Origin of the sequence: Leptothoe sp. EHU-05/26/07-4, assembly GCF_043421015.1 — a bacterium.
Classification (GTDB): domain Bacteria; phylum Cyanobacteriota; class Cyanobacteriia; order Phormidesmidales; family Phormidesmidaceae; genus Leptothoe; species Leptothoe turfae.
In genome coordinates this window covers 415,817-433,906 of record NZ_JAXSQV010000004.1, presented here as the reverse complement: position 1 = coordinate 433,906, position 18,090 = coordinate 415,817, and the positions used below count along the sequence as shown (strand labels likewise).

Sequence of the window (18,090 nt, the reverse complement as noted above, 5' to 3'; positions counted from 1 at the left end):
AATCCCTCTTGGAAATACAAGAAATGGGGTACACACCTCTACAGAAGATCTGCACCCCAATCTCCATAAATTTAGGAGTAAGCTAAGCTGTAAACTGCCAGACAACAGGTTCCCAACCATAGGCATTCCCCTGGGTTCTCACGTGCCCCAACCCTGGAAAGGGCATATGGGGCACCAACAACAGTTGACGCTCAGCTGTCGTCGTTTCAAGTAGCTCACGACGGGCCATCACGCCCTGTGCAGGATCATCATCAAAGACAACTTCCCAGTCCGGGTTTTCCAGGTTGAGAGGATCGCTAAAGAACACATCTCCTGTGGAGAGCAGACTATCTTCACCAGAGGTAATGAGGAATGACGCTTGTCCTGGGGTGTGCCCGGCAGAATCAATCGCCTGGATATGGGGAATGACCTCATCGCCCATGGCAAATAGGGTGGTGCGATCGCGAATTGCCGTCAGGTTCCCCTTAGCCGCAGCAATGAGTCCGGTGCGTGTTTCTTCGTCCAATAGCGACTTAGGCATCTCCACGGTGTCCGCCATCCAAAACTCAGATTCTGCCTGGGAGATGTAGAACCAGGCATTGGGCAAACGTAACTGACCATCGGTGTCTAAAATACCGCCAATGTGGTCCGGGTGAGCGTGGGTCAAAATAACAGTGTCAATATCTGTGGCAGCAATGCCTGCCGCTTCTAGATTTTCCAACAGATGACCAGCGGTAGGCCCAAAGGCATTGCCTGCACCCGTATCAATCAGCACTTTATGGTCGTCAGTTTCAATGTACAGGGCATTGACGTGGGCAAACACATCTTCTGTTGAGAGAAAATGTTCTGTCAGCACCGCTGTTACGGCACTGGGGTCGGCATTGGGGACAAAGAAACTGGCGGGAAAGGAGAGGGTACCATCACTTACCACCATGGCGTTAAGGTCACCCACTTTGAAGTGATAGACGGCGGCATTGGTCGGGCCGGTTTCAAGTGTCGTCTCAACCGGATCAGTTTGTGCGATCGCGTCGTGCCCCAAGATCACCAGGCCAAGGGTTATCCCTGTCGCTAGCACCAGTAACTGCCAGCGACGAAACCTGCGAGAAAGATAGTGTGTTAGTCCTCTTAATAGAGCACCATACCAGTGTTGTTCTCTCATATTTGCTCCTATTTATTGGGTTCCAGAGGCGAGTTTATTTTGGCGGCAAATTCAGCCATTTTCTAAACTCATTGGGCGCGATTTTCAAGTTTCCTGGCTATTTTAATCCACCTAAGACTATCGCGCTTTGCAGCACCAATAGAGGAATCCTCAGAGAACTGTTTGATATCTGACGTGATTGATACCTGATGTATTAATGACTTGCCATCCTATGGTTTCGGCAACGAAGCGATCTCCAATCATTAAGAACGTTTGCACCAATGATGTTTCCAGTCCCTTAGAACAACAATGCAGACAAAGGAAGTCTCTGTTCTCGCAAGCTAGCGGACCAGAGTAAGTACCCATTAAAGGCAGCGTAATAGCCAAAAGCGACGTAATAGCCAAAAGCGACGTAATAGCCAAAAGCGACGTAATAGCCAAAAGCGACGTAATAGCCAAAAGCGACGTAATAGCCAAAAGCGACGTAATAGCTAAAAGTGACGTAATAGCAACTTTCGAACCCTAAAGTTGAACTCTTAGAGATAGTCATCTAAAACATATCTCCAGGAGTTCACTCACCTGGCAAAATTGGCTTAACACAGTCTCAAACCGTATCGCTATGGAACGAATAGATATCGAATCAAGACGCTCGTACATCCATGATTTTTTCATACTCCAGATTAATTATGCAGTTTTTCGTATTTTTTTTGACCTATAGAATAATAGCTATGTATAACGCCTGATTCAGCGTGTAATCGCAAATATACGGAAGCCCAAGAATTAGGTGTGTTTAGAGCTATGAATTGACTTGATCTAGTAGATGCAACACACCACTACGCCAATCCAATAAAGGTCTAAATTTCGGAAATAGTAAAGTAATAAGCTAAAACTCCACCCTATTAACTAAAAAAGCTATCACCATAGGGTTCCCAAATCCTAAAGTCAAATGCTACGATAGTGTACGGTAAGTTTTCGGCAGAGAAATCAGTTTTGTTGCAGTCTCAATTTCAGTAACAGGAATATCTCCGTTTAACTCGCTACATGTTTTTCAATTAAGGGGATTTCCTTATGTCTATTTATGTGGGCAATTTGTCCTACGATGTCACTCGTGAAGATATCGAAGACGTTTTCAATGAATACGGTCGTGTAAACCGAGTCAGTTTACCCATGGATCGTGAATCGGGTCGTCCTCGCGGCTTTGCGTTTGTAGAAATGGCGGCTAAAGAAGATGAAGCCAAAGCCATCGAAGCACTAGATGGTGCTGAGTGGATGGGTCGTGTGATGAGAGTCAACGAAGCCAAGCCTCGTACTGCATCTGCAGGTAGTGGTGGTGGTGGTGGCTATCGTCGCAACTCTTTCTAGACTTTTAACTGCTAACTAAATCGAGATTTTGTTAGTGTTATTCGCGGGTGGTTCTATGAATCACTCGCTTTTTATTGGCTCACTTTAGACCACAGGGGTGTCGGCCTAAGGCCACATAATGGTCCAACTCGCTCAATATCGTCTCATTCAACTGATTAGACTTTGCAGCCAGGGCCATGGCTCACATTGCTTTTACCTTGGTCGCAGATAAACCACAGTTACGTCAACTGTCAGGGGCAACGGTAGAAAAATGGTCTACACCTTTCACCCCCACCTCAAGTCTCCCATTTTATGCAAGCCTAATTTAAATTAGATTCAAGAATGTGCTTCGTGTTCAACTGCAAACCAATAGCCCCAGTGCCTAGTCGTAAAATATCTTCGTACTGCTCCAACGATGCGGGATAGGCATTCTGTTGACAGTTCTGCCAGTTATCCGCAGCACTACTCAAACGCTCATTTTGTTCATCCAGGGTAGCAATATAGCAATAAGCCACCCCCTGACCTGGATACGTGCCTTCATTCACGACCATTTTCTCAATATTGATTGATGCTTGAAAGTGCTGATGAGCTTCTGTAAGTAATGCCTGCTGTTCTACGTCAGAAACATCCTCAGATTTCCCTCGTTTCATAAGGGTAATGCCTAAGTTTCGATGCATTGATGCCTTTAGAAACAGCTTTCTGTCATCTAGCTCGTCCATATCCTCCAACTGATTTAACCCGATACGAAACAGAACTTCTGCATCCAATAAACCACTAAGTTCTCCAAACTCAGTAGATTGCTCGTTTTCAGCGGCAGCTAAACTCAAAGTACCCATGCCATTAAGGGCAACCAGATCTCCTTTCAGCAAACCATCCTGATATTCGGCTTGGGCTTCTTGAAATTTCTCTAAATTCTGATACACTTCTGCCAGGTGATTATGGGGCTCTGTAGCATCTGGATTAAATGCAATGGCCTCTTTATAGTACTCAACTGCCACATAGAGATTACCAGCATGTTGAGCCCTAAGCCCCTGGTGATAATAGTAATTAGAAAACTGAGGCAGAGAGTTATACACCCCATAGGACGCCAACAATAACAAAATAGAAACCACCAGCGTTGCTTCCGAGTGAAAATAGGTGGGAATATTAATTTTTTTGAGAGTGTTTTTGACTAACCTGCGACCACGGTGGGTTAAGGTACCACTGGCAATTACCACCAGCCCTGTCGCTTGGGACAACGTACTCAAGGCCTGGATCAAATCAAACCCACCGACAACCGAAAATGCCTGTGCTGTAATGGTTAAGAATGACGCTGAAATCACCAAACAACTGGCACTCAAAAAATTCCACAGCCAGTCAAAGCGATCTAATCTATGACGCTTTTCTTCGGATACATAGGGCTCTAACCACCACCACCAAGCAGTTTCATCAGGTTGTCGACTACGACGACAGTCAGCCAGTTTGCCATCTTTAAGCAAAGCTGGAGCTAGAAGCTGGAGCTGATTATCCAAATCACTGAGACGAGCTAGCATATTTGCCTGCTGAATAATAGAGCTAGTTGCCTGGAGTTTGCTCTCAAGGGCATCTCGGATCAACAGTAATCGCAAAACTTGCTGCTTAGTTATAGTGTCAGAGTTTTTCGCCAATCGCGCTAGCTCCTGAACATAGGCTTGCAATGCCATTTGCACAGGAGGAGTATGGCTGGGTAATGATTTGGGTAGTATCTGGGCCATGCCTAGATTCCGTCTACAGTATCGGAATAATTGATGTTCCTACAGATATACAGTTCCCTTAAAGTGGGAGCAGCACAATAAAACAGGTACATCCTGGCATAGACTCAATCATCAGGCTACCTTCATGGCGATTTTCAACAATCCTACGGACCACATCTAATCCCAGACCAGAACCTTTGCCCATGGGTTTGGTGGTAAAAAATGGTTCCGTTAATCGGTTTTTAATCTCTTCTGGAATCCCCGGACCATTATCCTCGACTTCTACTCTAAGGCAGTTATTTTTCTCACAGGTTCGAATCGTTATCTTTGGCGGTGCTCCTGAGTCGCTCTCACAGAGAGCATCAATGGCATTGTCGATCAGGTTAGTCCATACCTGGTTTAGCTCACTACCAAAGGCCGTAATCTCGGGAAGCGTCTGATCATATTTGCGCTCCACTGTAATGCCGTGTTTCAGTTTAAAGGCAAACAACCGTAGGGTATCTTCAATGCCGTCATGGACATTAATCTGTTGCTGGGCCGCCCGATCCATGTAGGAATAGGACTTCATCGATTGAACCAGGGTAGAAATCCGTTCGGCACCGTCTAAACCGTTCTGAATCATCCCCATGACGTCAAAGGATAAGGCTAGCCAGCGTAGTCCCATATCTCGCAGTTCAGTTGGGTCATCGCGCCAACGCGCCATTAAGTCTTCTAGCTTAGCAGGGTCAACATGACCAGCTGCTAAGGGTTCTACCAGCTTCCACGCATCTTCTACGCCATAATCGTCTAGCCAGTCCGTTAAGGCATCTTCTCGATCAGCCTGGGCTAAGGGGTCATTATCGGGATGGGCAATGGCAGCAAACCCGCGATCGCGAATGGCTTCCCATTCCTCAGTATGGTCATCCTCGACTTGCTGTTGACCATATACCAGGTTCATCCGCTGCAACTCCAGCATGGCAGGTTGCAGATCCTTAAGTGCTCGCACAAGAGCTGCTGCTGGGTTATTGAGTTCATGGGCTAACCCAGCGGACAGGGTGCCCAATGCGGCCATTTTTTCGCGGCCCTGAATAAATGATTCTAAGCCCCGCAATCGTTTGCCAACGGTGCGAAAGATATCGCGTTCAAATTCTCGGCAACTGTGGATAACGTCTAAAAAGTCGGCACACTGTAGACGATAGAGGTCGACATCTGTGTCTGCTGTCAAGGTTACCGGCACCAGATCTTCTGTGAGTACTTGAATCTCTCCAAAAAAGGATGGGCTCACGTTCCGACCCAGGGGCATATCGACACCATTACTTTTACGGCTGATGGTAGTCTGACCACTTAGCTGAATAAAGAATCCTCGGGGGCGATCGCCTTCTTTAACTAGGACTTCACCGGCAGAGAGATGGATGTGTTCGGCGCGATCGCAAATCCAATCCAACCGCTCCCGAGGCAATGTTTGAAACGGTTTCATCTGCAACAGAGAATCAACACAGAGCATCGTTATTCTCCCTCACCAGTTAACGCCACATAGCTACCCAGCGCAATCAGCCCTGTTCCCGTCGCATAGCGCTGTCCTCTCCTCAGCCTCGGACTGGACTTCAACCACTGACCAATGGGGCCGGCTAGGACAATAACAAGAAAATCAACACTAGTATTGAGGGCAACAGATGTGGAACCCAGCAACAGAAATTGAGCAAACACAACACCGTCTGGATTAATAAACTGAGGAATAAACGCCAAAAAGAAGAGCGCTGTCTTAGGGTTCAGAACTTCGACAGTCACCCCTTGAAAAAATGCCCGTTTATACCCTGTGCTACGAACATTTGCCATCCCTATGTGGTGATCTCGGCTCAGAATCGTCTTGACGCCAAGATAAATCAGGTATGCTGCGCCCAGGTATTTCACCAAATTAAACGCAAACGCTGACGCTGCTAGCACAATCGAAATCCCTAAGGCCGCTGCTACCACATGAAACATTCCCCCCACTGAGGTGCCGATTGCTGAAGCAATCCCCTCAATGCGACCACCCCTGAGACTGCGGGTCATCACATACAAAATACCGGGACCAGGAGTAATCGCCAGCACAATGGCAGCACTGAGAAACAATGAAAAGGTAGCAAAATCAGGCATGGGAAACACTTAGTGATGGGGCCAATAGACTATCTAACGTTAATTTGTATTCTTTTAACTCTTTCGATAAAAAAATGACTTTCAAGTTCCTGCGGCTATTTTAGCGGGTTTAACACTGATCTAAGGCGCTTACGCTTAAATAATCCCCCATCACTCATCCACCCATCTACAGCCCCAACCTGGGTCTTTATTTTTGTGCAGTCCCCTAAGCCTTCACATCACCAAGCGTGGCTAACCAGTTATCGGTTTGGAACTGAGATTGCAGATGTACCACTTTCAAATGTTTATACTCGGGTTGCTTCAACAACTGAGGATATTGTTTACGGCGTTTAAAATAGGTTTGCAATATCCATAACAAAATGGACTCCCGGCTAAAAAAAGACTGCCGAATCGTTTCGCGGTTACCGTTCCACAATTCTTCTTGCTGAAATGCCCGTCGTACGGTGCGTCGCCACAATCGTCGCCACACAAAGCCAAATGGATAATCTAACAATACAACCGTATCGGCTCGTCCCCATACAATATCGCGCACCTGGCCATAATTGCCATCAATAATCCAGCAATTGCCCATCAGTGCATCTGATACCCGTTGGCGAAATATATCGTCTGGTGGTTCTCCCCAGTTTGGCTCCCAATACAAGGCATCTAGCTCTAAATGAGGGATTTGTAATCTCTGCGACACCTCACGCGCCAATGTTGTTTTGCCTGAGCCGGGCGTACCCACCACTACAATTCGCTGACCAGAAAAACCTGTTTGTATAGCGCCTACACCCTAACCAATGTTGCACAGGATTTACTTCTACAACAGAATTCAGTTAATTTACGCCAAATATAATCAATTCAGACACATTTTCCGCATTTCATCAGAGAGAAAGGATAACAACCTAGTTTCTCTAAACAATGATTAGAGAATTGGATAGTCGTAATAGGCTTGGAAAATACTGATGAAAGTATGTTGCCATCATCGGATTAGCACGGTATGAGTTTCGGTCTTATTCATCTTCTGATTCTGACTCTGACTCTGGTTCGGGAATTAACTGAATGAGTCCAGTTTGAAAAGCATTGTCATAGGTAATGATTGGCAATTGCTCAAGTTCCGCTTGAGCCATAAGCATACGGTCGAAAGGATCACGATGGGCAATCGGCAAATTTCCAGCTCTAAGAGCATGGGTAGCCGTAATCGCTAATTCGATCAACCTTGCTTTGTGCAAAATCTGCGGATAATTCTCAACCAGCTCTTTGGCCTCAGGAAGTTTACCAATGCGATATTTGGTAGCAATTTCCCAAGCAGATGCACTGCTTACCAAAATGCGATGCTCCGGATTTCGAATAATATCCCGACAGTCAGCATTCAGCTTGGGATCATCAAAAAGCCACCACAATAGGATATGTGTATCGAGAAGATAGCTCATTCCCATCTTTGAAGCTCCTCTTCGGGTAGAGGCTCGAAGAAGGTATCATCCAGCTGACCGGTTAATAGCCCAGGTGTACGAGGCTGAGGATGTTCTTTTGCTAGCCCTAATCGAAAGTAATGAATCAAGTCGTAAAGTTCGACCAACTTTTCCTCAGGAATAACTTGCAGTTCGTGGATGATTTTTTGGATCAATATCATCAGGCTTACTCCTCTAAGGTCTAGTAAGGTGACTTGACTTGGGCTTTGCCTATCATGACGCATCATCTTAGCAATCGCCAATAGCTTTGATACCAAATGATGCTTCGTTTAGTGACTTAGTAACGGCAATTTTCTTTTATCTGGGCTTTCTTGCATCCTGATGAGGTGTTTCAGTCCTATGGGCGTTGTTTGCTTGAGAAACCAGAGACTCAGGCTTGCGCTCCAGATTTGGTACTGCATAAGGGTGACAATATTCCTAAATGGCAATCGGGTGAACCCAGGCGGATTAGCACAACTCGTTATCGGCTGCCAGACTTGGTCGGTGAAATTGGAGACACCACTCTTAGTCTAGATTTGGATGAACAGAAACAACTCTATGCCAGTTGAAGCATTCCTGAGTACTGGGTAATTGATGTAAAAGGAATGCGGCTCTTTGCGTTTGGGTTAACTGAATCGGGTAGCTATCAGTCAATTGAGGTTTCGCAAATACTCCCAGGCATGAAACTCTCACTCGTAGAACAAACGCTAGAACGCTTAGAAGCAGAAACAAATACAGCTACCGCCAATTGGCTACGACAACAATTACAGAACCAATCAGCCTAAAAACATTGTAATTTATACGGGCTTTGGTGCGTGAATAAAGAAGTTGCGGAGCCGTAGGTGCCGGTAAAGTGTAGTTACCACACAAACACGGTACCGATGAAACGCACCTACAAACTCCGCAACTGGTCTGAGTATAACGCTGCTCTGGTAAAGCGAGGAAGTCTGACGTTATGGCTCAGTGATGAGGTGATTGCCGAGTGGAAAAACACTCAAAAGACTGGTAAACCAGGGGCATCGAAAGACTATAGCGATTTAGCCATCCAAACACTCTTGACCTTCAAAGTGCTCTATGGACTGGCCTTACGTCAAACCATTGGCTTTGCAGGGTCTATCTTTGAACTGATGGATGTATCGGTAGACTTACCGGTGCATACAACATTGTCACGTCGTCAACAGACATTACCGATTGATTTACCGATTCAGCCGACCTCTGGCAGTCGTCATGTGGTGGTTGATAGTACGGGCATTAAAGTGTACGGAGACGGGGAATGGAAAACCCGGCAGCATGGGGTGAGCAAACGTCGCACTTGGCTCAAACTCCATTTGGGTGTCGATGAGCAAACCGGAGAGATTCTGGCTGCCGTAGTGACTTCGAACGCCATCACTGATGGCGAGATACTCCCGGACATCCTCGACCAAATTCCCGATGAGATTGACCAAGTGAGTGCCGATGGGGCGTATGACCGCACCTACTGCTATGACGCCATTGATGAGCGTGATGCAACGGCAGCGATTCCCCCTCGCAAAGATGCCAAAATTTGGTTTCATGGCAATCGCAAACAGGCCCCGCATCCACGAGATGAAAACTTACGAGCGATTCGCAAACAGGGACGGTCTACCTGGAAAGAAGAGATAAACTATCATCGACGGTCTTTGAGTGAAACCATGATGTATCGACTCAAAACTATGTTCACAGGTGAGGTGTCTGCACGAGGGATTGAAAATCAAACGACAGAATTACTGTTGGAATGTTCTATTCTCAATCAGTTCACCCACTTAGGAATGCCCGATAGCTATCCTATTGAAGCCTAAGATCGATATCCTAGAGGACCGATCTGTCTACCAAAATATTCACGCACCAAAGCCATTTATACGTTAAGAAAAGCTGAATTTACTTTTCATTGATTTCTTTCGAAATTCTTCGAAGCTTCCAACTTTTCAAGTTCTCATATATAGATAAAGGATTAATAGAAAGCTTTCTTCCAAAGAATGCCTGAAGGAAAAAGCCGGTGAAGAAATAGACAATCACAGGAACTATAAAAGTATATTTTTCAAAGTCATTCCATCCTTTAAGAGCAAGTAAGGCCAATAAAACACAGCATGGCAGAACTGCAACAAAAAAAGCAACTGTCATCCAAAACCTTGCAAAACCCTCTGCAAGAGAGAGTTCCATTAACTTATTAGATTGCTGTAATTTATCAAACTTAATCTGTAAAGACGCATTACGAAGCTTATAGTCTTGAATATTACCAGACTCTTTTCTCGAAGCAACCATCTTATCTGCCGTATAACTAGAGCTGGCAACAGGTACATATCTATATGTTTTCTCACAGTGGAGAGCATGTATCATGTCTTGTTCTGAATAAGTTGGAGGCAATACAAGCTGAAAAGTATTGATATCCCGTTCATTTTCAACACATAGTATAGTGTAGATATCAACAATAAACTCTTTCTTTACAGTAGTGATATCAAAAACAGACTTAATAGAAACATTTCTATTGTTTTCAATATGTTTTCGAAGAAAATTCCCTAGGTCCTCATAACTAACTATTTTAAACTTAAAGTCAATAGATGGAATAGCTTTAGCTATATCCCTGTATATCATTTGCGCAGGCTTTTCTAGTGTAATGGCAATTGACTCCCACTCATCTCTAGAACCAGTTTTCTTACGCAAATAATTTGACTTCGACATCAATGAGAGTTGAAGCTCAATTCTTTTCTTCAGTGCCTCCAGATAAACTTCAGCATACCGTCTCTTACCCACATCACTATCAATTTTCAGAAGTACAACTTCTTGGATAGGCTTCCTAGCAAACCAATGAGAAATAACATTAATATATGGATCAGGATAAGCAGAATCAGCAAATATCAATAAAGAAATAGTGCTTTTAGGTTGTCTAACTAAAACATTTTCTTCAGAAGTGTCTAATTGATTGATGGGCATCATTGCATATCTTTTAGAAAGGTCTAAGGTCTCCATAGACTCATAGATAGTATTACCAAGCCCAAAGCTCATTGATAGTCCTGTCTCTTCTTTAAAGATCGCAGGAATAGAAGGCAGTATTTCTTTTTCTATATAATCAGCTTCATATGCTAATAGAACATCATCCCCTCCTGCCAGAATAATTTTTATATCTTCACAAGCATCTATCTCTTTCTCTATTTTAGATATAGCACTTTTAATATTATTCGAAAGCATTTCTGCTTCACCTATCTTATTTGAAAGTAAGAGATTCCTAATGGAATTTCCTACTTTGTCACCATCGAAAAAAGCATACTTCATTAGCTCAATATCAAATTCTGTAATACTACACCGACTTTATGTCATCTAAATATCTCAAAAGGTTACACTATAAAGCAGTTTTGCAGTTTCTAGATTTTTTGACGATGAGTCCAGCTGTGATTTTTTCCCACTGAAGCTTTTGTCAGTACATTGACCTTACACTCCAAAAGCGTTTCCAAATCTTGCTTCATACTTCCCCCATCTGGCTTCTGGTGCAAATGTCACCATGACATCGATATTGCTATATCCTAGTTGAAAATCATCTCGAAACACTGAGCCAAACAGATATTAAACCGGCAATCAAATAGAAGTAGGAGACTTTAGCCTAAAGCTTCTATTTCATAAGGCCTGCACGAAAAACCATGCCTGTTTGATTGCCGGTTTAATAAATTCCCTGAACTTTCCAGCGATCGCACCATTGAACAACTGCTTTCTTTAGTGAAACAATTGCTAAAGAATTGGCTAACGGTTGAAAAACTAATAGTGGAACATCCTGCATGTAAGTGATACCAAATCCAAATTCATTCAGTCCGATTAACAATAGACCATCCTGTAGGGGCACTCCCTTGTGGATGCCCTTCGATACCAAGCGCTATCCGTCAGGATTTCATATCATTGCCACCAATCAACACACATAGGTGATTTCCTCATGGTTAGACTGTGAGGAAATCACCTATGTACTCTCTTTCTGAGTAACCTACACATTCGCTAAATGTCGATGGACAAACTGCACACAAATCGAGCCTTCACCCACACCAGATGCCACCCGCTTCACTGATCCATGGCGTACATCGCCCACCGCAAAAATCCCCGGAACATTCGTCTCCAACAAAAATCGATCGCGCTCTAACGGCCAGAGCGCACCATTGGGAATATCCGCCCCACTATAAATAAAGCCACGCTCATCCCGCTGTACCACATCATCAAGCCAGCCTGTGCTCGGTGTCGCCCCAATAAAGATAAACAGCGAATTGGTCTTAAACGTTTTCACCTCTCCTGTTTGAGAATCCTTCACCAAAATCTCTTCTAGTCGATCACCGCCCTTAGCCTCCACCACACTGTGAAACGGCATCACTTCAATATTGTCAGTCCCTGCAATCTGGTCAATCAAATACTGCGACATGCTTTTTGTCAGCGACTCACCCCGCACTAACATCCGTACCTTGCGGGCATACTTCGAGAAATACATGGCCGCCTGCCCTGCTGAGTTGGCACCGCCCACCACATACACATCCTCATCCTTGCAGGCAGCCGCCTCTGTTTGGGCCGCACCGTAGTAAACACCTGCCCCCGTAAACTGCTCCACACCAGGCACCGATAGCCGACGCCATGACACACCCATGGCTAAGATCAGAGCATGGCAACTAATCTCACTACCATCTGATAGGGTCACAATCCGATAATTGTCTTCCAACCGAATCCCCGTTACTTCCTGAGGCGTTAAAATCTCCACCCCAAAACGTTTTGCCTGGGTGACTGCGCGTCGAGCTAAATCGCTTCCACTAAGTCCCACCGGAAAGCCTAAATAGTTTTCAATCCGAGAGCTTGTCCCCGCCTGTCCGCCAGGAGCTTCTCGCTCAATCATCACGGTCCGCAACCCTTCTGAAGCACCGTACACTGCAGCAGCTAACCCTGCCGGACCACCACCGACGATCACCAAGTCATAAAATGGATTCGCCGCTTCAGTCTGCATCCCCACCTGCTGCGCCAGGTCAGCCGTACTAGGCTTTACCAGTTTCTCACCGCTGGGCAGCAGCACCAGCGGCAAGCAGGGGTTATCCTTCTCGCCGGCATAGGTCACTAGCTGCCGCGCTTCTTGGTTCGACTCAATATCTAGCCAACGATAGGGCACTTGATTCCGCGAGAGAAAATCCCGCAGCGCATGGGAATCTGGTGACCAGCGATCGCTAATTACCTTTACCCCTTGAAATACTGGCTTAAATGTTGCCTGCCAATCGTGCAGCAGATCATCTAATACTGGGTAAAGTTTTTCTTCTGGCGGGTCCCAAGGCTTTAGTAGATAATAATCTAGTTGGGCCATATTGATGGCATCGATCGCTGCATTCGTGTCTGCATAGGCCGTCAATAATGCTCGCTTAGCAGCAGGAAAGATGTCTGAGCCCTGGTTCAAAAACTCGACACCGCTCATGCCCGGCATACGTTGATCTGCCAAAAATAACGCCACAGTATTGCCACGCAACTTTAACTGCTGGGCAGCTTCTAGGGCTGTTGCACCTGAGTCGGCCCGTACAATGCGAAAGCGATCCCCATATTGTTTGCGCAGATCGCGGGCAATAGTCTGTAGCACAGCAGGATCATCGTCAATGGTCAGAATGACAGGCTTATCCATGGGGCAAAGAAGGCTAACTTATTTCTCGCATTCTTACAAATTCTAAGCCCTGTTGACATGAGAATTGCCAATGGCATGGGCTCAAGATTTTCATTTTGATGGAGATTTTACACCTAAAATCATTAGAACAGCCGGTATATCCTTAAAAAGCTAAGCCTTACAATGTCTCAGTTATATTTATGCTTGAGTCGATAATTCGCAAAAATTTTGACCAGGCAGCAACGCACTATGATCTTATTGTCTTGTCTAAACTTGTCTTTTTATACTTTGCAACCAGGCTTCTATGAATACGGCTAAACAATTTGAAGAGCAAGGTCATGTCATTCTGCCTAGATTCTTTAACCCGGAGGAGATTGAGCAACTTACTCGTATCATTGACCGCATCTACAATCAGTGGCAGGAGGAAAATCATGATGCCCTGATTGAGCAGAAACTCATCAATATGCACTCGCTGACTAACCCTAGATATTTTCAAGGTTGCAGTCATAAAAGAACTGAGTTCTTCGAACTACTCTTACCAAGTAAACTCACGAATAGATTAGAGAGTATCTTCAAGACAGATATTTATTTTCACAATACACAACTCTTTTTTAACCCCCACGACAAGGAAAAACGACCCTACTGGCATCGTGATCTGCAATACAGCCCCATTGATGATAATGTGCAAGCCGCTGAACATAACAATATGCTTAGTCTCCATGTGAGAATTCCCCTTGTTGCAGAAAAAGGAGTAGAGCTCATACCTGAAACCCACAAACGTTGGGACACTGAACTAGAAAGAAACGTACGCTTCGAGCAAAATGGCCATAGAAATTATGAATCCCTGCCTGGCTCTGTCTTAATTGAACTTGAACCAGGGGATGTACTGATTTTTAGCGCTCAAATAATTCATCGAGGCAACTATGCTCTAAATCCTACCCGCAAAGCGCTAGACCTTTGTGTAGGCAAACCTCACCCTTTAGTCGAAAGTTTTCTAGACCCAACAGATCTACCGACTGACGAAGAAATCAAACATATCCAGAATAGTAATTGGTATGATCTGGCACGAAACATTGTACCCTCCCACAACTAGCAATAGATTCGGAGTGACACCCTGTGAGGCCAGCAGTTGTTGATAACGTTTAGGTGTAACTCCCAAGGTTTTTTGGAAAACAGTAGTATCTACAAATCTTCTCAGCACCGATCTATGACCCACTTTCCCAAACAGCTACGTGCTTTACCTAAATTCGATGGCCCATTTGATGCCTATAAACTCATGGCCCAAAACTGCGATGTTCTCTTTGCCACCTATCCCGCTGGAACAGAAATCTCACCCCACCATCACAATACCGACAATGTTGGCGTCATTACCCAAGGCGAACTTATTCTGATTATAAATGGTAAAGAGAGTCATTATCAGCCAGGTGATTGGTATCACGTTCCCGCCCAAGCAGTCCATGCGGCAAGGTTCGAACAAGAAACCTCAGAAATTGAATTCTGGTTCAGAGCAGATTAGATAGAGAATTTTCAGTAAAGACACATTCAGTTATCCACCACTCTTAAATCCCCAAACATTGGAGGGCTTTCAGGTTTGCCTAAGGATTAGGTAAACAAAAAGAATTACGTTATGAGAGTCTGGTCAATCGCTGCAAATATCGGAGGGCATCCACAAGGGAGTGCCCCTATGAGGTGATCCAAATTAATTAATCCAACTCACATCTTGCACCTGGCGTGGTGGCGATAACCCACCGTGGACTCAAAGTCGCACGGCTAATTGGATCAAAACCCTCTAAAGGGGTTAAAGAATCGCTGAAAGCCTATATTTAGGGCATCATAGCCAACGTTGTCGCTTTAGCAGACAGCCCTCAATTAGCGTTGGGTTTTGAACCCAACGTGGGTTTTAGCCTCACAATCGACTTAGTGCAAGATCTCAGTACAACCTCCAATCACCACCTACTCTACACTGAGCAAAACCCCTTGCCCCTCTATGAACCCAAAACTCACCCAAGGCCCCGTCGGCAAACAACTCATTACCCTCACTATCCCCATGGTCTGGGGCGTCTTCGCCATCATCGCCTTTAACCTTGTCGACACCTACTTCGTCGGCCAACTCGGCACCGCTCAGCTGGCTGCCATGAGCTTCACCTTCCCCGTTGTCATGACCTTCGGCAGTCTCGCCATGGGCCTTGGTGTTGGTGCATCTTCCGTCATCGCTCGTGCCATTGGCGAAGGCGACATGAGTCGAGTCCAACGCTTCACTACCAATAGCCTTACCCTTGCCGTCACTGCCGTCATCCTCTTCGTCAGTCTGGGTCTATTCACCATCAACCCACTTTTCAAAGCCCTTGGTGCAGGTCCTGATGTTCTCCCCTACATCCGTGACTACATGCGCATCTGGTACTTTGGCATGGTCTTCCTGGTTGTACCTATGGTTGGTAACAGCGCTATCCGTGCCGCAGGCAACACCCTGACGCCGAGTATCATCATGACCCTGTCCGCCGCCGTCAACATCATTCTCGACCCGCTATTAATCACGGGTGCCCTCGGCTTCCCCCGCCTCGAAATCCAAGGCGCAGCCCTCGCCACGGTTATTGCCCGTGCCACCACCTTAGTCGCCGCCTTGCTCGTTCTTCGCTTTAAAGAGAATCTTCTCTCTGCCCAATTCCCAGATATCAACGAAACCCTCTGGTGCTGGAAAGACATTCTCACAGTCGGTCTCCCAGCGGCAGCCTCCAGTATGATCAACCCCATCTCCATCGGAGTGATTACCAGTTTTCTCGCCATCCACGGTCCTGCAGCTGTTGCCGGATTTGGTGTGGCCTCAAGACTGGAAGCCTTTGCCCTCATTACCGTTATGGCCCTATCCACCAGCATGGGACCTTTTGTGGGTCAAAATTGGGGAGCACAAGAGTTTGGCCGAGTCCGCCTTGCCCTGAACCAAAGCTTTTTATTCTGCATGGGCTGGGGATTGTTTATGGCCATAGGTCTAGGATTGGGCGGACGCCTTCTTTCGGGCTTGTTTAATCAAGATCCCAATGTAATTGCCGTGGCCACCCAGTATCTGTGGCTAGTTCCCATCAGCTATGGTACCGCAGGCATCATTCAGGTTAGCAGTTCTGCGTTTAACGCCATGGGTAAACCGGTGCCATCCATTATTATGACCATTACTCGGATGTTTGTGCTGTATATTCCATTGGCCTACCTAGGTAGCCGTATCGCTGGCCCTATAGGAATTTTTGTTGCTGCGCTGGTGTCCAATTTAGCCGTGGGAATAGGAGCCTATTGCTGGAATCGTAAGCTGTGCTTTAAACCAGCAACGATTCAGGCCACACCTCAAGAAGCTTTGAATCAGTAGTGCAAAAGCTCAAAAATTAAACCTTCATAGGCAATCCGTCCCAAAGGCGATCTGGAAGCTGAGCGATAGCTCGCTGAAATGGCTTGGGGTCATCTAAACCACGAGATAAAATCAATGATCCTTGGATGGTCATTACGGCATCTTCACCTCGCTGCTGGGCCAGGTCTGGATCTAAGCCAGCTTCGATTAAGACTGATGCGATCGCATCCACCAACGTCTGCAAGCGATCCTTAATCGCTTCATGAAACATATCCCGCGATGCCCCCAGCGTCAGCGATGCCAGCAAACAAGGCTGTTCACCGGCCTCATATAAGGCAGAGATGCGATCGCACATCCCCCTTAACCGCTCCAACGGCTCGCCATCCCCTTGCAGCGGGGCCACAATATTGTCCGCCATCCATCTACCCGAATAGGCCAACGTCTCCCGTACCATCTCCGCTTTCCCACCTGGAAAATGATGATACAAACTCGCCTTACCGAGACCCGTCGCCTCAGCAATGTTCGCCAAACTCACCCCGTCATAACCATGACGACGAAATAACCGAAATAGCACTGGCAAATAGGGTTCACGCGCCACAAACAACCACCAAACTTACAGTCTTGAGCCTTCCCAAAAGGGATCAACCTTACGGCCACCTTTAAAAGAGAATCATCTTTATTGACATTGTACCGTTCGTTCGGTATAAATTAACCAGACCGATCGTTCGGTTCAATATTAAATCATTTAAGGTCTCAACCCATGCCAAAACTTTATGGTCATCCCATGTCCGGCAACAGCTACAAAGTCAAACTGTTCTTGAACCTCCTAGGGATAGACCACGATTGGGTCACCGTAGACCTGCTAAAAGGTGAACATAAACAGCCAGAATTCTTAAAACTCAACCCCTTTGGCCAGGTACCTGTACTCACCGATGGCGACGTTGTTCTAGCTGATGCCCAAGGTTCACTGGTTTATTTAGCCCGTAAATATGACAACAATGGGGCATGGCTACCAACGGAACCATTGGCCATGGCCGAAGTGATTCGCTGGCTCTCCATTACGACGGGGGAAGTACGCCAAGGTCCAGAGTCAGCGCGTCTATACCATTTGTTTGGTGCTAAAACCATTAACATTGAGCGCGCAACCGAAAAAGCAATATTTATTCTCAACCAGCTCGATCAGCATCTGAGCGACCATAATTGGTTGGTTGGTAGTACGCCTACTATTGCTGATGTTGCCGTCTTTCCCTATGTTGCCCTTTCGCCCGATGGCAAAATTGACCTCTCGCCCTATCCCCATGTGTTGTCCTGGATTAAACGAGTCAAACAGCTCCCTGGTTTCGTAGGCATGCGAGGAATCGAAACTCTTGCAGTGACTGCCTAGTGAAAAACAAATCTTATAGGGACGTTGCATGTAACATCCC

At 45.9% G+C, this 18,090-nt stretch carries 17 protein-coding genes and 1 pseudogene; 7 read left to right on the top strand and 11 right to left on the bottom strand.

Annotated elements, in window-relative coordinates; all coding sequences use genetic code 11:
• Positions 1 to 82: 82 nt before the first annotated feature.
• Complete coding sequence (locus U2F10_RS14985) at positions 83 to 1,138, bottom strand: MBL fold metallo-hydrolase (RefSeq protein WP_499872565.1); 1,056 nt, start codon at positions 1,136 to 1,138, stop codon at positions 83 to 85.
• Between the two features lie 277 nt (positions 1,139 to 1,415).
• Positions 1,416 to 1,667: a hypothetical protein gene (locus U2F10_RS14980; protein ID WP_499872563.1), complete on the bottom strand. Its 252-nt coding sequence runs from the start codon at positions 1,665 to 1,667 to the stop codon at positions 1,416 to 1,418.
• A 518-nt stretch (positions 1,668 to 2,185) separates the two neighbouring features.
• On the opposite strand from U2F10_RS14980, the gene rbp reads away from it, so the two are divergent.
• The gene (gene rbp, locus U2F10_RS14975) at positions 2,186 to 2,479 is read left to right on the top strand and encodes an RNA-binding regulator (RefSeq protein WP_163664623.1); all 294 of its coding nucleotides are present in this window, start codon (positions 2,186 to 2,188) and stop codon (positions 2,477 to 2,479) included.
• Positions 2,480 to 2,778: 299 nt separating this feature from the next.
• Here the strand turns inward: rbp and U2F10_RS14970 are convergent, their stop codons facing one another.
• The 6 genes from U2F10_RS14970 to U2F10_RS14945 all read right to left on the bottom strand — a co-directional run bounded on the left by U2F10_RS14970 (position 2,779) and on the right by U2F10_RS14945 (position 7,894).
• On the bottom strand, positions 2,779 to 4,191 hold the full coding sequence (locus U2F10_RS14970; protein ID WP_499872562.1) for a tetratricopeptide repeat protein: 1,413 nt from the start codon (positions 4,189 to 4,191) through the stop codon (positions 2,779 to 2,781).
• A gap of 58 nt (positions 4,192 to 4,249) precedes the next feature.
• On the bottom strand, positions 4,250 to 5,653 hold the full coding sequence (locus U2F10_RS14965; protein ID WP_499872560.1) for a sensor histidine kinase: 1,404 nt from the start codon (positions 5,651 to 5,653) through the stop codon (positions 4,250 to 4,252).
• A gap of 2 nt (positions 5,654 to 5,655) precedes the next feature.
• The gene (locus U2F10_RS14960; protein ID WP_499061637.1) at positions 5,656 to 6,285 is read right to left on the bottom strand and encodes a LysE family translocator; all 630 of its coding nucleotides are present in this window, start codon (positions 6,283 to 6,285) and stop codon (positions 5,656 to 5,658) included.
• Positions 6,286 to 6,490: 205 nt separating this feature from the next.
• Complete coding sequence (locus tag U2F10_RS14955; protein ID WP_499872559.1) at positions 6,491 to 7,012, bottom strand: shikimate kinase; 522 nt, start codon at positions 7,010 to 7,012, stop codon at positions 6,491 to 6,493.
• 265 nt (positions 7,013 to 7,277) lie between these two features.
• Positions 7,278 to 7,703, bottom strand: coding sequence for a type II toxin-antitoxin system VapC family toxin (locus U2F10_RS14950; protein WP_163701097.1), 426 nt, complete (start codon positions 7,701 to 7,703; stop codon positions 7,278 to 7,280).
• Positions 7,694 to 7,894, bottom strand: coding sequence for a hypothetical protein (locus tag U2F10_RS14945; RefSeq protein ID WP_163671665.1), 201 nt, complete (start codon positions 7,892 to 7,894; stop codon positions 7,694 to 7,696). The genes U2F10_RS14950 and U2F10_RS14945 overlap by 10 nt, the downstream gene beginning before the upstream one ends.
• A gap of 95 nt (positions 7,895 to 7,989) precedes the next feature.
• On the opposite strand from U2F10_RS14945, the pseudogene U2F10_RS14940 reads away from it, so the two are divergent.
• Together U2F10_RS14940 and U2F10_RS14935 are read left to right on the top strand one after the other, a co-directional pair.
• Positions 7,990 to 8,500 (top strand): annotated as a pseudogene (locus U2F10_RS14940) (Uma2 family endonuclease); the annotation flags it as partial.
• A gap of 96 nt (positions 8,501 to 8,596) precedes the next feature.
• Positions 8,597 to 9,532, top strand: a complete 936-nt coding sequence (locus U2F10_RS14935) for an IS5 family transposase (protein WP_499870216.1) — start codon at positions 8,597 to 8,599, stop codon at positions 9,530 to 9,532.
• A 79-nt stretch (positions 9,533 to 9,611) separates the two neighbouring features.
• On the opposite strand, the gene U2F10_RS14930 is transcribed toward U2F10_RS14935, so the two are convergent.
• Together U2F10_RS14930 and U2F10_RS14925 are read right to left on the bottom strand one after the other, a co-directional pair.
• Complete coding sequence (locus tag U2F10_RS14930) at positions 9,612 to 11,003, bottom strand: mCpol domain-containing protein (RefSeq protein WP_499872557.1); 1,392 nt, start codon at positions 11,001 to 11,003, stop codon at positions 9,612 to 9,614.
• Between the two features lie 697 nt (positions 11,004 to 11,700).
• Positions 11,701 to 13,353 (bottom strand): FAD-dependent oxidoreductase, encoded by a 1,653-nt coding sequence (locus tag U2F10_RS14925; RefSeq protein ID WP_499061634.1) that lies wholly within the window; start codon positions 13,351 to 13,353, stop codon positions 11,701 to 11,703.
• Positions 13,354 to 13,636: 283 nt separating this feature from the next.
• Between U2F10_RS14925 and U2F10_RS14920 the strand changes: the two genes are divergently transcribed.
• From U2F10_RS14920 to U2F10_RS14910, 3 genes are all read left to right on the top strand, one after another.
• Complete coding sequence (locus U2F10_RS14920) at positions 13,637 to 14,425, top strand: phytanoyl-CoA dioxygenase family protein (protein ID WP_499872555.1); 789 nt, start codon at positions 13,637 to 13,639, stop codon at positions 14,423 to 14,425.
• Between the two features lie 114 nt (positions 14,426 to 14,539).
• Complete coding sequence (locus U2F10_RS14915; RefSeq protein WP_163669415.1) at positions 14,540 to 14,848, top strand: cupin domain-containing protein; 309 nt, start codon at positions 14,540 to 14,542, stop codon at positions 14,846 to 14,848.
• A gap of 471 nt (positions 14,849 to 15,319) precedes the next feature.
• Positions 15,320 to 16,687, top strand: a complete 1,368-nt coding sequence (locus U2F10_RS14910) for an MATE family efflux transporter (RefSeq protein ID WP_499061632.1) — start codon at positions 15,320 to 15,322, stop codon at positions 16,685 to 16,687.
• 16 nt (positions 16,688 to 16,703) lie between these two features.
• Here U2F10_RS14910 and U2F10_RS14905 read toward each other — a convergent pair whose 3' ends face one another.
• Entirely contained in the window at positions 16,704 to 17,264 is a 561-nt protein-coding gene (locus U2F10_RS14905; RefSeq protein ID WP_163669411.1) for a TetR family transcriptional regulator, read from the bottom strand.
• A gap of 162 nt (positions 17,265 to 17,426) precedes the next feature.
• On the opposite strand from U2F10_RS14905, the gene U2F10_RS14900 reads away from it, so the two are divergent.
• Entirely contained in the window at positions 17,427 to 18,050 is a 624-nt protein-coding gene (locus tag U2F10_RS14900) for a glutathione S-transferase family protein (protein WP_499872554.1), read from the top strand.
• The last annotated feature ends 40 nt before the right edge of the window (positions 18,051 to 18,090 follow it).